This window comes from Prevotella sp. 10(H) (assembly GCF_000711235.1).
Taxonomy (GTDB): Bacteria; Bacteroidota; Bacteroidia; order Bacteroidales; family Dysgonomonadaceae; genus Dysgonomonas.
The window spans coordinates 91,680-106,185 of sequence record NZ_JOMI01000005.1 but is presented as its reverse complement, the minus strand read 5'-3'; the positions used below and the strand labels follow the sequence as shown (position 1 = coordinate 106,185).

Below are 14,506 nucleotides of genomic sequence, written 5' to 3'. Positions count from 1 at the left end.
GGCAGCCTTATTTTTCTATTGCTATTTTGAGATAGGCAGATTTTTTAATAAATCTCAAATTTTTATATTAATATGTCAAATATTAAAAGTATCCATCCTACCTAAACTGTTATTTTTGTTAAATAAACAATAATAGCTATGAACCTTAAACGTTTTCTAATACTTACATACAAAGTAATATTTTCTTTTGTTTTCCTCTGTGGGGCTATACAATGCAGTAACAACAGTCAGTCAGAAGATATAGAAAAAGGATTTAAAAATCCACCTGTATCTGCAAAGTCCGGTGTTTACTGGTATTTCATGGATGGCAATTTTTCCAAAGAAGGAATAACAAAAGACCTCGAATCGATGGTCAGGGTAGGTATTTCACACGTGATTTTTCTTGAAGTGAATGTCGGTGTGCCTCGTGGTAAGGTAGATATGCTCAGCACCGAATGGAAAGATATGTTTAAGCATGCTGTTAAGGAATGCGAGAGGCTGGGAGTGGAGATGACACTGGGTGTAGGCCCCGGATGGACAGGAAGTGGCGGTCCTTGGGTAAAGCCTGAAGAATCTATGCAGCATCTGGTTTCCAGTTCGGTGATTGTCGATGGTTCGGAAATTAAGAATGTTATACTTCCTAAACCTGCACCGAAACGCCCGTTTTTTGGCGAAAGGAATTTTACACCGGAACTCCATAAACAATGGCAGGAGTTTTATGAAGATATAGCTGTTTTGGCATTCCCCACTCCAAAAGGAGATGACGTGATAGGTGATACTGACGAAAAATCGCTATACTATAGAGCGCCTTATAGTTCGCAACCGGGAGTTAAACAGTTCCTTCCGATGTCTTCTTCCTATGCCGATGCCATAAATTCGGCAGTGAATCCCGAAGATATTAAGGACATAACTGCGTGGATGAAGCCCGACGGAACTATCGAAGGAGATCTTCCGGCCGGTAAATGGACAATAATGAGATTCGGAGTTCGTAATAATGGAGCCATAACACGTCCGGCACCCGCACCGGGGCTGGGATTCGAAGCCGATAAATTAGATACGGTTGCAATGAGTCATCATATGGATAAGTTTGTTGGTGAGTTGTTTCGTCATATTGGCTTTACGAAGAGAACCTCAAAATCGCCCTCGGGTGGGCTTACCATGCTTCATATGGATAGCTGGGAAATGGGGGCGCAAAATTGGACCGGAAGTTTCCGGAAAGAATTTGAATTGCGGCGGGGCTATGATCCTCAACCGTATTTTCCGGCGTATTCAGGTCTAATAGTAGGAAGCAGGGAGTTAAGTGAAAGATTCCTTTGGGACATGCGCAAAACTGTGCAGGAGCTCATTTTGGAAAACCATGCCGGGTATATCAGGGAATATGCTCACAGACATGGGCTGGGCTTTTCTGTAGAGCCTTATGATATGAATCCGACAGCCGATCTCGAACTTGCTACTATCTCTGATGTGCCTATGTGTGAATATTGGAGTGTGGGTTATGGCTTTAATACATCTTTCAGTCTGGCCGAAGGAACTTCTATTGCTCACCTTAAAGGTCAGCAGGTAGTACCGGCCGAAAGTTTTACTGCTCAGTTTGATGGCTGGGATCAATATCCGGGTAAAATGAAAAATCAAACGGACTGGGCCTTGGCAGGAGGAGTCAACAGGTTTATGTTCCATACTTTCCAGCACCAGTGCCTGCCGGACAGCCTCCGTCCGGGAATGACAATGGGACCTTACGGTGTACATTGGGATCGCAACCAGACATGGTGGGAGATGGGTAAAGCATATCATGATTATCTTTCACGTTGTCAGTTTATGATGCAACAAGGCCGTACGGTTTCCGATATACTCTATTTTTCCCCTGAAGGTAATCCTCATGTATTTCGTGCACCGGCTTCGGCTTATCTGGGTACAGACACTCTTCCTGATAAAAGAGGCTATGCATTCGATGCCTGTCCGCCAAGTTTTTTGTATAAAGCAAGTGTAAAAGACGGAAAAATTGTATTTCCGTCCGGAGCGGAATACCGTATTCTTGTACTTCCGACATTTGAAACGATGACTCCTGAGATTCTGAAAAAAATAAAAGGACTCTTACTGGACGGAGCAACAGTTGTAGGAATGCCGCCAACGAAATCGCCGAGCCTGCAAGGATATCCTCAGTGTGACAACGAAATCGCTTCACTTGTGAAAGAGATCTGGGGAGAAGGAGCTGCTCCTGATAAGACGGAAACCCGTACAGTTGGCAAAGGTAAAATAATATGGAGTAAGGAAATATTAAATAATCATGATAATTTATATCCAAACTATGACTTTACTGCACGTATTTTAGCCGGAATGGATACTCCGGAAGATTTTGTATCCGACGGTGACTTACGTTATGCTCATCGTACGACAGACAATTGTGATATTTATTTTGTTTCCAATCGCTCAGGAAAACAAATAAGTGCGAATTGTACTTTCCGAATATCAGGTATGATACCTGAACTTTGGGATGCAATGACAGGAGAAATACGTGAACTTAAACAATATACAATAAAGGACAACAGAACAATAGTTCCAATGGTTTTTGACACTGATCAAAGTTTCTTTGTCGTATTTCGTAAGCAGGGAACTCCTTCTTCGGAAGTGAAAAATTTTCTTTCATATACCACCTTGCAGACTATGGAAGGACCGTGGGATGTATCGTTCGATCCGGCGTGGGGCGGACCAGCAAAGACTGTATTTAATGAACTTGCAGACTGGACTATGCACACAGATGAAGGAATAAAATATTATTCGGGAACGGCAGTTTATGAACAGACATTTGATTTTGATACAAAATCCTCAAATCCGCTTTATCTCAATCTGGGAGAGGTAAATATCATGGCAAAAGTTTGGCTGAATGATGAAGAAGTTGGCACAGTATGGACGTATCCTTGGCAAGTCGATATAAGTAATTATATTAAGTCGGGAGAGAATAAGTTGAAAATAGAAGTCGTTAATCTTTGGGTCAACAGACTGGTTGGTGATTGTTTATTACCGGAAGGCAGCAAACCTTATACCTATACTACTTTCCGTCATTATAATAAGGACACGTCTTTATCTAAATCGGGATTAATAGGGCCGGTAAGGCTGCTGGAAGCGAAATAGTGAGTATAACTATAAAGCGACTAATCTGATATTCTTATGATTGTTGATGATTTCGAGTATAATATCGAAATAGGTTTTCCCTGTGCCGTTATTCAACTTGTTGAGTTTCTCTTTTACAAAATCGGTATTGAATATGGAGGGGAAATGTAGTTTATTTTTATAATAGGTCTTTGTTAATTCCAATCCTAAATCTTTCTTGTTCTGCTCAAAATTTATCCATATCAATTCAATGTCTTCATTTCCTTTTATAGCACCGAACCCGCCATAGAGCATATCGTCGAGGGCATCCAGACTGGTACCTAGTTTCCAGTCCTCACCTGCCATAAATACACGGTTTATTTCCTCATAAAAACTAGGAATGTCGTGTATATTATTACCGTCGATAGTAATTTTCTTAGTCATATTATTTCTCTATCTTGACTTTATTGACAGATTGCAGAGGCTTATCCTCGTGTATCTCGATTATCTTGGTGGTTACGGCGAATTCATCAGGGAATATTCTGCCGCCCATTTCGTTAGCCCACGATTCGGTGAACTCTGCGCCTATGTATATTATGATAGCAGAATAGTAAATCCATGTGACCAGAATTGCCATAAATGCTGCTGCTCCGTAGACAGAGCCTACATCTGCAATGCTTATATAAAAAGAGATAGCCCATTGCCCTACGAGGAACAATAACGTTGTAACCAGTGCCCCGACTACAACGTCCTTACTTTTTATTTTCGCATCGGGAAGAATCTTAAAAATCATTACAAATATTACAGCCGTTACACCAACATTCAGTAATATGCCTACAGCTTTGACCAACGATTCTGCTATGTCGGGATAATTGTACATAAATCTCTCACTCAGGCTACTGATTATATTTGATACACTAAATGTTATCAATAGTATAAAGGCAAATATAAGGATAATAGAGAAAGACAATAAACGATTCTTGATATACTTAAGCCAGCTCTTTTTAGGTACTGCCTTTATTCCCCAGATGGTATTCAATGAACCTTGTATTTCCGCAAAAATAGCGGTTGCGCCGAAAATGGAGACCCCTAAACTGATGATAGTTGCGAATGTAGAAGAATCGGTCTCTTTTGCATTTTCTATAATTGCCCGCAATTGCTCCACAACATCCGTTCCTACAATCGGTTGTAACTGTATATACAACTGATTTACCAGATCGGTATGGAAAAATGTACCTATTGTAATCAGGAGTGAAATAAAAGGGATTATTGAAAACAGGGTGGCATAGGCTAACGATGCACTCAGTCGCATTACATCATCGTCTAAGAATCCCTGTACTGTATCTTTTAATATTTTGACTAATACCCGAAAGTTCAGTTTTTTACTTGTTGCTTGTGCTTCCATTTATGCTATTTTTTAATAAAAACGTTATAATTTTACTTTTGTTCAAACTTCTCTTCCTGCTGTCAATTAACAAAACTATCTTATTTATTGTTATAATTCTGATATTTCGATTCATTCACGAATATACCCTTCAATGAGAAAATATATATCATTATTCCTCTTTACGTTCTTAATTTCATCAGTAGTTTCAGCACAAGGAGATAAGCCTGTTTTAGATATTAATTTATCTAATTACCAATACCCGTACGAAGTCCAATATCTTGATTTTGAAAGTCAGGGTAAAAGCCTCAAAATGGCTTTCATGGATGTTCATCCTTCAAATAGAAATGGAAAAACAGTAGTGTTACTACATGGTAAGAACTTTAACGGGGCGTATTGGAAAACAACAATAGAGGCCTTAACCAAAGAAGGTTACCGGGTAATAGTTCCCGATCAGATCGGATTCGGTAAATCAACCAAACTTGTAGGATATCAGTTTACATTTCAGCAATTAGCTTTTAATACAAAGGCGGTTTTGGATAAACTTCAGATCGATAAAATATATCTGTTAGGTCATTCGATGGGTGGAATGGTAGCAACCAGATTTGCTCTGATGTATCCTGAAACGGTAGAGAAACTTATTCTTGAAAACCCGATAGGACTTGAAGACTGGAAGCTTGTAGTGCCTTACTCGACTATCGATGAAAATTATCAGACAGAATTGAAAACCAATTATGAGACGGCAAAAGAATACCAATCGAGATTTTATTACGATAATAAATGGAAACCTGAATACGATGAGTGGGTATATCTTCTGACTGGTTGGATAAAAGATCCTCAATACCCTGTAGTAGCGATGAATAATGCCCAAACATCCGATATGATCTTTACACAGCCGGTTGTTTATGAATTCAAAAATATCAAAGCACCCACATTATTAATTATAGGCACCCGCGACCGCACCGCTATAGGTAAGGATAAAGTCAAGGATGAAGACATTAAGGAAAAGATGGGGCTATATCAGAATTTAGGAAAAGAGACGAGAGATAAAATACCTAATTCCACACTGGTAGAACTGGATAATGTCGGTCACCTTCCACATATAGAGGCTTTTGACAGGTTTATCAATCCGTTGATAGATTTTTTAAAATAGATAAAAAGATTCTTATGTAACTGAAGATATTTTAAGCCTATTTTGTCATAATGCCATATTTATAGTCTTTCAAATGTTTAATAATCGTTATTCTAAATAGTCTTTACCATATTTATCTATGATTCGATTGTAGGCTTCCGATGCAGCGCCATTGCCCCAATCGTAAATGGTAAATTCACCCATTCCTTCGCCTTCAGGTGCAGTATGCCCGCCATGCCCGTAATTTTCCATAGTGAATCCGTAGTCTTTTTCATTGAAAAAAGGCCACACCTTTTCCCATTGAGCTTTTGTAACAGGATTTTCCGGACAGTACATCATGGTAAGTGATGATTTGAGAGCTGCTATGCCTCTCTCTTTATATTCTTCTGTATCTGTTATTTTTGCATATTCAAGTATAAGTTCAGCAAAAAGGCTTCCACGCGAGTCGTTCCATTCTCCGTCAGTGTTCATTACTCCGAATCCACCGAGAGCATTTACATAGATATAAGGCGGTTGCCATGATGATTGTGTCATCAGCATCTCGTCCAGTGTCCTTTTTCCGTATTCCAGATATGATTTATTCCCTGCTTCTTTATAAAATTCAAGTAAGGCTTCCGCAGTCCAAAACATGGAAAAGTTACATTGCTTATACATATTATTTCTGGAAACTTTTTTACCTATCCAGTCCGGAGTACCTATACGGCAGCATGACCAGTATGTTTCAAAATCTTCCCATCTTCCGGTCGGGATTATTTCCGATATTACAGCTTTTAGCCCTCTTTCGGCAGCATTTTTATAGGTTTTGTTACCTGTTAATTGTGCCAGTTTGAGTAAGAAAGTAACAGACATGGAAGTTTCGGGCGATTCATTTAAATGCTCCATTGGCTGGAGTGTTTCTATATCGAGCCAGCCGGGGAAAAACCCTTTTGTATCTTGTGTTTTTATAAGGGATTTAGCATATGTTTCTGCGTACTGTAATAATCTTTCATCCTTTTCCAGATCTTCATACCAACGAAGCATTTGTAATGCAGTCCAACTCATATCCAGAATATGGAATGGTGCTTTACGCGGATCATGGGTATAAGGATTCCTGTTAGAATTGCCCCAATAATAGGTATCCCAACCTTTACATATATTATATCTCTTCCCGTCTGTTTCTTTTTGCTCCATTTCGGCAGCTATCAGTCCATAGAAAAATCCTTCTTTCATAGGAAATGACAAGGCTAGCTCTTTTGTCATATTAGCTTTTTTCAACAACTCCTGATTTTTCGTACGTCGGGCATACCTATACAAGCCGCTTGCCGAGCGCAACGAGTTGAACCATGCCTGATTCCATATTGACCGGAATTCCCTTTCGTTTGCTTTCCCCGGGTAATTTGGACTCTGTGTAACGTTCACTATGAATACAGGCGCACCTACATCTTTGCCATTTAAAGAAAATTGCTGCCAAACACTGTTTTTCCATGTCGAAAAAGCCCAGTTATAAGTATGTTTTACGTAGGGCTCGAGATCACCTTTGACCGGATTGCCCGATTCATATAATTGATGTCCCCATCTTTCCCAGAAAAAAGATAAAGGTGTCCTGAATGGATTTTGAATATCTTTTATATCAGAGGATATAATTATGTAAAATCCAAACTCTACAACCCCTTTATTGTATCGTGCACCCGGTGTTTTTTCATATAATACATGGTCGCTGACCCTGCTATTGCTCATACCAAGTGTCAGTATATTATTGGGGGCATCCATATCCATATACCATCTCATCTGTGAGCCTTTCTTTAAAATACCTATATCGGGGATTATTGTTAAAACTTTCTTTTTGTCAGAAACGATCATTGCGGGAGAGCGGAATACATGCTGATCTATTACATGCCGGTCGGTAGGGGTAAGGTGAGGTGCCCAGCTAAAATCAGGCTTAAATGCAGGTGTAATGTTTATTTGATAGTCATCCTCCTGTATATCTTCGGTCAAGTTATATTCTAACTTTATATGCAATATGCGATCGTTTAAAAATTGTATTGTCTGTTTAGGAGCAATATTACTGATATTCCCGTAAGTGAGTGATTTTACATACGGCTCGAAAGAAATTGGTATCTGATCTTGAGCTATCAGGTTAATAAAATAAATATTAAATGCAAAACATACAAAAATTATTTTTATTTGTGTTTTCATAGATATATAAGTTAATCGTTTAACTTGATGTTGCTGTAAAATATTATTAGTATTACTAATATAAGTGAATGTTAATAATCTATTGATTTATATTAAAAATAATGACTGAGAAAAAAGTATTTTATTTGGTGATTTTATATGTGAACTCCCGAACTAGTTCACCATTATAGAATTGCTTTACCGGATAGCCATCCGTATCATATTCATAGGTTATTTCAATCGTATCGCTTCCGAAGCGGGGATCTTCTGTGGCAATTTCATTCGGATTATTTTTGCCGATAAAGTTGCTACTCCATTTCATGCTGTTGATGTGCCACCCCCAAAACCATGCCGGAATACTTTCAATACTCAGGAATGCGGATTTGTCATTGTTATACTTGGAGACAACTATCTTCTTACCGTTATCGAGTGCAGAATTTTGAGCATATGAAACAAGATTATCATTGTCATCATAGTCAAATTGTTCCCATGGTTTTCCATCCTCGAAAACCGTTTTAGTAAGGCGTCCTTTGTTATCGATATGTATGTCAAGAATATCTACGATTTTCTTTTCTTTAATCTGTTTACCCGAACTGGTGGCTTCTTCGGTCACAGTATTCCCGTTGTATGTATATTTATAATTTATGATCAATTCCCCTCTATCCTGATTCATCGTACATTCGGTAAGGATATTCGTCGATTTATCATATTTGAATGTGAATTCTTTATAGGTAGCTACACCTTTTTCGTCAAAGTAGACAAGTTGGTTTTTGTTATTATACTTCAGATTTATTACCTCTTTTGTCTGCTTCGAGTCGATTTGGACAAGCTGTTTCGTTTGTGCAATTATAATCTGTCCGACCAATAAACTGCCGGTTAAAAGTAATAATCCTAATCTCTTCATAAACTAGTGCCTGGTCTTTTTATTATCTTATAAACGTGTATAGTTTCCTTTTATTATCCTTTTGCTGCTGCAAGTATAACAAAAAAATATTTGAAATAATCAGAACGGATACATCTTTGTAAAAAATGTTTTTAGGAGTTGTATCATATTTATTTTTAATGAAGCATAGATACATTCGATACTTATTTATAATGATAGTATTAACTTATTTAATTATTAAAAAAGCCTGCCTGTTGAAAACTGTATGTAATTTTTATTTTATCCGGCTTCATATTGTTGTAACTTTACAAATCCTGAAAAGCTAATAAATTTTATGAGTAATTTTGTACATCTACACGTCCATTCCCAGTATTCCCTGCTCGACGGGCAGGCAAGTATCCAGAATCTTGTCGATAAGGCTATGGCCGACGGAATGAAAGGTATCGCCCTCACTGACCATGGCGCTATGTTTGGAGTCAAGGAGTTTTACAATTATGTGAAGAAAAAAAACTCCAAATATGATAGTGCGATTAAAGAGCTGAAAGCTGAGATTAAAAAACTCGAGCAAGAAGCGCAGGAAGGCAACGGAGAAAAAATTGGAGAACTCAAAATTAAGATTCAGGATGAAGAAGCTAAAAAATTCAAGCCGATTATAGGGTGTGAGTGTTATGTAGCCCGGCGGAAAAGGACATTGAAAGAAGGCAAGCCCGATATGAGCGGCTGGCATTTAGTGGTTTTAGCTAAAAATTTGACAGGGTATAAAAACCTGATAAAAATGGTGTCGCATTCTTGGACTGAAGGGTATTATATGCGTCCCCGTATTGATAAAGAGTTGCTTGAAAAATATCATGAAGGTTTGATTGTTTCATCTGCTTGTCTTGGTGGCGAAATACCCAAAAAGATACAGGCAGGGGAAATAGAAGAAACAGAGAAAGCTGTTCAATGGTTTAAAGACCTTTTCGGGGATGATTTTTATCTGGAACTACAGCGTCATAAAACGAACCGTGCTGATGCTAATGCCGAAGCATATCCCTTGCAGCAGAAAGTAAATGCCGAACTGGTAAAGTTGAGCGAGAAATTCAACGTCAAATTAATTGCCACAAATGATGTCCATTTTGTGGATGAAGAAGATGCAGACGCTCATGACCGTTTGATATGTTTAAGTACCGGAAAAGATTTCGACGATCCTAACAGGATGCGCTATACTAAGCAGGAATGGCTGAAAACAACTGCCGAAATGAACCAATTGTTCCCTGATCATCCCGAAGCTTTAGTAAATACGCAGGAGATAGCGGATAAAGTAGAATATTATTCTATTGATTCCGATGCTTTGATGCCGTTTTTTACTATTGATGCTTCATTCGGAACAGAAGAAGGCTACAAGATAATGTATAGCGAAGAAGACCTTATACTCGAATTCGGAGAAAAGGAGTATAAGCGTCTGGGTGGCTATGATAAAGTAATCCGTATCAAACTGGAATCCGATTATCTTCGTCATCTTACCATGATAGGTGCAGATAAGAGATATGGAAAGGACAGGGATGCCGAAACTGCAGAACGGCTCGATTTCGAACTCAACACGATGAAGACAATGGGTTTTCCCGGATACTTCCTCATTGTTCAAGATTTTATTGCTGCAGCACGAGAGATGGGGGTCGCTGTCGGCCCGGGTCGTGGTTCGGCTGCAGGTTCCGCTGTTGCTTACTGTCTGGGGATTACAGATATAGACCCTATTAAATACGACCTGCTGTTCGAACGTTTCCTCAATCCTGACCGTATATCGATGCCCGATATCGATATAGACTTCGATGATGACGGTCGCGGAAAAGTATTGAAATGGGTAACCGAAAAATATGGACAGGAGCGTGTGGCGCATATTATCACATATGGTACAATGGCTACCAAATCGGCAATTAAGGATGTGGCGCGTGTGCAGAAACTTCCTTTAGCCGAATCGAACCGCTTGGCTAGGTATGTTCCGGATCGTATACCCGATAAAAAGAAGGTTACCTTACGCGATGCTATTGAATACGTACCCGAGCTGAAAGATGCAGCAAACAGTCCAGATCCTGTAATGCGCGATACACTGAAATATGCGCAGATGCTGGAAGGTAATGTGCGTAATACGGGAGTACATGCCTGCGGTATAATTATCGGACAACAGGCCATATCAGATATTGTTCCGGTAAGTACTGCAGAAGATAAGGAAACGGGAGAAAATATATTGGTGACACAATATGAAGGTACGGTAATTGAAGAAACAGGCCTGATAAAAATGGACTTTTTAGGTCTCAAAACCTTGTCTATTATAAAGGAAGCAGTAGAAAATATAAAGCATACTACCGGAGAAACAATCGATATTGATAAAATATCGTTGGAAGACCCTAAAACATATGAATTATACAGTCAGGGGAAAACAACAGGAACATTCCAGTTCGAGTCTGCCGGAATGCAGAAATACCTCAAAGAACTGCAGCCGACCAAATTCGAAGACCTGATTGCCATGAATGCCTTATATCGTCCGGGACCTATGGACTATATTCCCTCGTTCATTGCACGGAAGCACGGACGGGAAGAAATCAGCTACGATATCCCGATTATGGAGCGATACCTGAACGATACGTATGGCATCACGGTATATCAGGAACAGGTCATGCTTTTGTCCCGATTATTAGCCGATTTTACCAGAGGTCAGTCGGATGAATTACGTAAGGCAATGGGTAAGAAGCTGATTGATAAAATGAATGCCCTGAAAGAAAAATTCATTGCAGGCGGAACTAAAAACGGACATGCTAAAAAAACATTGGATAAGATATGGGCCGACTGGGAGAAATTTGCATCGTATGCTTTCAATAAATCGCATGCTACATGTTATTCGTGGGTAGCCTATCAGACTGCATGGCTGAAAGCTAATTATCCGTCGGAATATATGGCTGCCGTCCTTTCCCGAAATCTATCTAATATAACAGAAATCACCAAATTCATGGATGAGTGTAAAGCCGTGAATATGAGTGTTCTAGGGCCTGATGTAAACGAGTCCTATCTTAAATTCTCGGTAAATAAGGCAGGCGATATACGTTTTGGTCTGGCTGCTGTAAAAGGAGTAGGAGAGGGTGCCGTAATGAATATTATCGAAGAAAGGGAGAAGAATGGGCCATTTAAAAATATATTTGATTTCGTAGAACGTGTAAATCTTAGTTCTTGTAACAGAAAGAATATAGAATCATTGGCTCTTGCCGGAGCATTCGATAATTTTTCAGAGATTTCGAGAGAACAGTTCTTTGGTTTGAACGGGAAAGGAGAAGCATTTATCGATATGCTTATCCGTTATGGAAATAAATATCAGCTTGATAAGAATACTGCAGCCAATTCTTTATTCGGCGGAGATACTTCGTTTGATATAGCTCATCCGGAAATACCAAAGGTGGAAAAATGGTCAGACCTTGAACGGTTGAATAAAGAACGTGAACTGATTGGAATATATCTGTCTGCTCATCCGCTCGATGAATATAAGATCGTTTTGAGTTACGTGTGTAATTTGGGCATGGCGGATATCGAAGATAAAGATGCATTGAAGAATAAAGAGGTTTCATTTGGCGGACTTGTATCTGCTGTTCGTGAAGGAATAACAAAGACCGGAAAGCCTTTTATGATAATACGAATAGAAGATTTTACAGGAAGCGGCGAAATTCCTCTTTTTGGAGACGATTATATAAATTTCGGAAAGTATGGACGTCCCGGATTATATGTATATATCAAAGGCAAGGTTCAGCCAAGGCGATATGACCAGAATCAATTCGAACTCAAAATATTTTCAATTCAGCTTTTGCCCGACGTTAAGGACAAATTGATAGAAAAAATTACTATTACCTTACCATTGCATGATATGAATACACAAATGGTTGAGGAATTGTCAACATTAACCAAGAACAATCCGGGTAATTCATTGTTATACTTTCAGGTAGTCGACGGTGAGCGAAACATGAAAGTTGAGCTGTTTTCTCGTAATTTTAAAATAAATGTAAAACAGGAACTTATTGATTATCTGGTAGAAAATGAAAATCTTGTGTTCAAAGTGAATTAAATTATTTTTATTATTTAAATAGATTAATTACCTTTGCATGACATTTGGAGAAATATAAATCAAATAGATATTACAAATCAAACAATAAATAAAACTTATGGCTTTAGAAATTACAGATGCAGGCTTTGATGAGGTTCTGAAATCGGACAAACCGCTTGTTATAGATTTTTGGGCAGAATGGTGCGGTCCTTGCCGCATGGTTGGCCCTATTGTGGAAGAATTGGCTGGTGAATATGCTGATAAAGTGACTATCGGTAAGGTAGATGTGGATAACAATGATGAGATAACATCTAAATATGGTATCCGTAACATTCCTACAATCTTATTTATCAAAAACGGAGAAGTGGTTGATAAACAAGTAGGAGCTGCACAGAAATCTGTATTAGTAGAGAAGATCGAAAATATGCTGAAATAAGAATAAGCATACTTATAATAAAAAGAAGGGGGATAATTATTATCCCCCTTCTTTTTATTATGTATTGTCTTTTATGAAGGATATTTTTAATATTTTCGTAGTATCGTCAGTTATTTTAAATCTTTCGTCCGAGCGGTAGCCTACAATCCACAAGATATTATTATCACCTGAACATAGCAACCATGCCGCCTCTTTGTCGAACAAGCTGAATTTATTGTCGGAAAAATAGTCACTCACTTTTTTCTTTCCTTTCATACCGAAAGGAATAAACCAATCTCCCTGCTTCCATTTTCTCAATACCAGAGGGAATTTTATTTTATCCATATCCAAATATAGTATATCAGCGTTTTTTTCTATGGAAAAATCTTTATCAGCAGAAATGCTCTCTAGTTTTAGGTGTAACGGATGAATCAATTCTTTTTCATCGGCATGTATGGTATAGCTTTCTATGGAAATAGCTTTTTTTTCTTTCAGAATAAGAAATCCCCTGTCTTTAAGTAATTCATGTGTTTCTGAATAGAAAATCTTCCCAGACTGGCTTATTATAGATTCAAATATTTGTCTGACTGTTGCCGAATTAAATCCGTAGGGTGAGAGCAGTTCGAAAAGTATAGCTTCTGGCTCAATATACTGAATCAGCATATTTATATTTATCTTATTCTCAGAAAAAATATTTGTTTTTACCTGAGCCATATACAGGTGATAAATATTAGAGACTTGCGACAGGTGTTCAGCCGTCTTCGCAATCGATTCTTTCACAGAAGGGTTGATAGTTTCCAGTTCGGGTAATATATTCAGCCTTATTTTATTACGCGCATATAGATCTTCATTGTTCGTGCTGTCTTCAACAAACGAAAGTTTTCTGTCTTTCAGGTATTCGATGATCTCTTTGCGGCTAAGACATAACAGAGGGCGGATAATATTTCCGTTCTTGGGCGCTATTCCTGTGAGTCCGCGAATGCCTGTTCCCCTAACCAGATTAAGAAGAATTGTTTCTACCGAATCGTCACGATGATGCGCTACGGCTATTTTATCAGCCATATGGATAATCCTTATTTGCTCAAACCAATTATACCGTAATTCTCGAGCTGCCATTTCAATTGATATCGAGTTTATTTCGGCATGAGTTTCCGTATCGAAATCTATCCGCTCGTATTTCAGGTTGTATCTCTTGCATAGTTCTTCTACAAAAAATGCATCCCTGTTAGATTCTTCTCCCCGCAAATGAAAATTACAATGTGCTACAACACAATCCAATTTAAAGCTGTGTAATATGTCGAGTAAAGCAACCGAATCTGCACCGCCGCTGACACCTACTATTATCTTTTCACCTCCCGATAATAGTTCGTTCTCTATTATATATTGTTCGACTTTGGATAAACTCATAT

General features: G+C 38.5%; 9 protein-coding genes. 4 read left to right on the top strand and 5 right to left on the bottom strand.

The features are described 5' to 3' along the window. Window positions 1–138 precede the first annotated feature (138 nt). Entirely contained in the window at window positions 139–3,108 is a 2,970-nt protein-coding gene (locus K348_RS0111160; RefSeq protein ID WP_036930478.1) for a glycosyl hydrolase, read from the top strand. Between the two features lie 9 nt (window positions 3,109–3,117). Here K348_RS0111160 and K348_RS0111155 read toward each other — a convergent pair whose 3' ends face one another. Continuing rightward, window positions 3,118–3,510 (bottom strand): barstar family protein, encoded by a 393-nt coding sequence (locus K348_RS0111155; RefSeq protein WP_029905036.1) that lies wholly within the window; start codon window positions 3,508–3,510, stop codon window positions 3,118–3,120. Window position 3,511: 1 nt separating this feature from the next. Continuing rightward, the gene (locus tag K348_RS0111150) at window positions 3,512–4,471 is read right to left on the bottom strand and encodes a YihY/virulence factor BrkB family protein (protein WP_029905035.1); all 960 of its coding nucleotides are present in this window, start codon (window positions 4,469–4,471) and stop codon (window positions 3,512–3,514) included. A gap of 133 nt (window positions 4,472–4,604) precedes the next feature. Here K348_RS0111150 and K348_RS0111140 point away from each other — a divergent pair, with 133 nt between their 5' ends. Further along, the gene (locus K348_RS0111140; RefSeq protein WP_029905034.1) at window positions 4,605–5,603 is read left to right on the top strand and encodes an alpha/beta fold hydrolase; all 999 of its coding nucleotides are present in this window, start codon (window positions 4,605–4,607) and stop codon (window positions 5,601–5,603) included. A gap of 87 nt (window positions 5,604–5,690) precedes the next feature. Here K348_RS0111140 and K348_RS0111135 read toward each other — a convergent pair whose 3' ends face one another. Both K348_RS0111135 and K348_RS0111130 read right to left on the bottom strand, forming a co-directional pair. Then, window positions 5,691–7,757, bottom strand: a complete 2,067-nt coding sequence (locus tag K348_RS0111135; protein WP_029905033.1) for a hypothetical protein — start codon at window positions 7,755–7,757, stop codon at window positions 5,691–5,693. Between the two features lie 121 nt (window positions 7,758–7,878). Beyond that, complete coding sequence (locus K348_RS0111130; RefSeq protein WP_029905032.1) at window positions 7,879–8,640, bottom strand: hypothetical protein; 762 nt, start codon at window positions 8,638–8,640, stop codon at window positions 7,879–7,881. A 313-nt stretch (window positions 8,641–8,953) separates the two neighbouring features. On the opposite strand from K348_RS0111130, the gene dnaE reads away from it, so the two are divergent. Both dnaE and trxA read left to right on the top strand, forming a co-directional pair. Next, complete coding sequence (gene dnaE / locus K348_RS0111125) at window positions 8,954–12,703, top strand: DNA polymerase III subunit alpha (RefSeq protein ID WP_029905031.1); 3,750 nt, start codon at window positions 8,954–8,956, stop codon at window positions 12,701–12,703. Window positions 12,704–12,800: 97 nt separating this feature from the next. After that, window positions 12,801–13,118: a thioredoxin gene (gene trxA, locus K348_RS0111120; RefSeq protein WP_029905030.1), complete on the top strand. Its 318-nt coding sequence runs from the start codon at window positions 12,801–12,803 to the stop codon at window positions 13,116–13,118. A 57-nt stretch (window positions 13,119–13,175) separates the two neighbouring features. On the opposite strand, the gene tilS is transcribed toward trxA, so the two are convergent. Beyond that, complete coding sequence (gene tilS / locus K348_RS0111115; protein WP_029905029.1) at window positions 13,176–14,504, bottom strand: tRNA lysidine(34) synthetase TilS; 1,329 nt, start codon at window positions 14,502–14,504, stop codon at window positions 13,176–13,178. Window positions 14,505–14,506 lie beyond the last annotated feature (2 nt).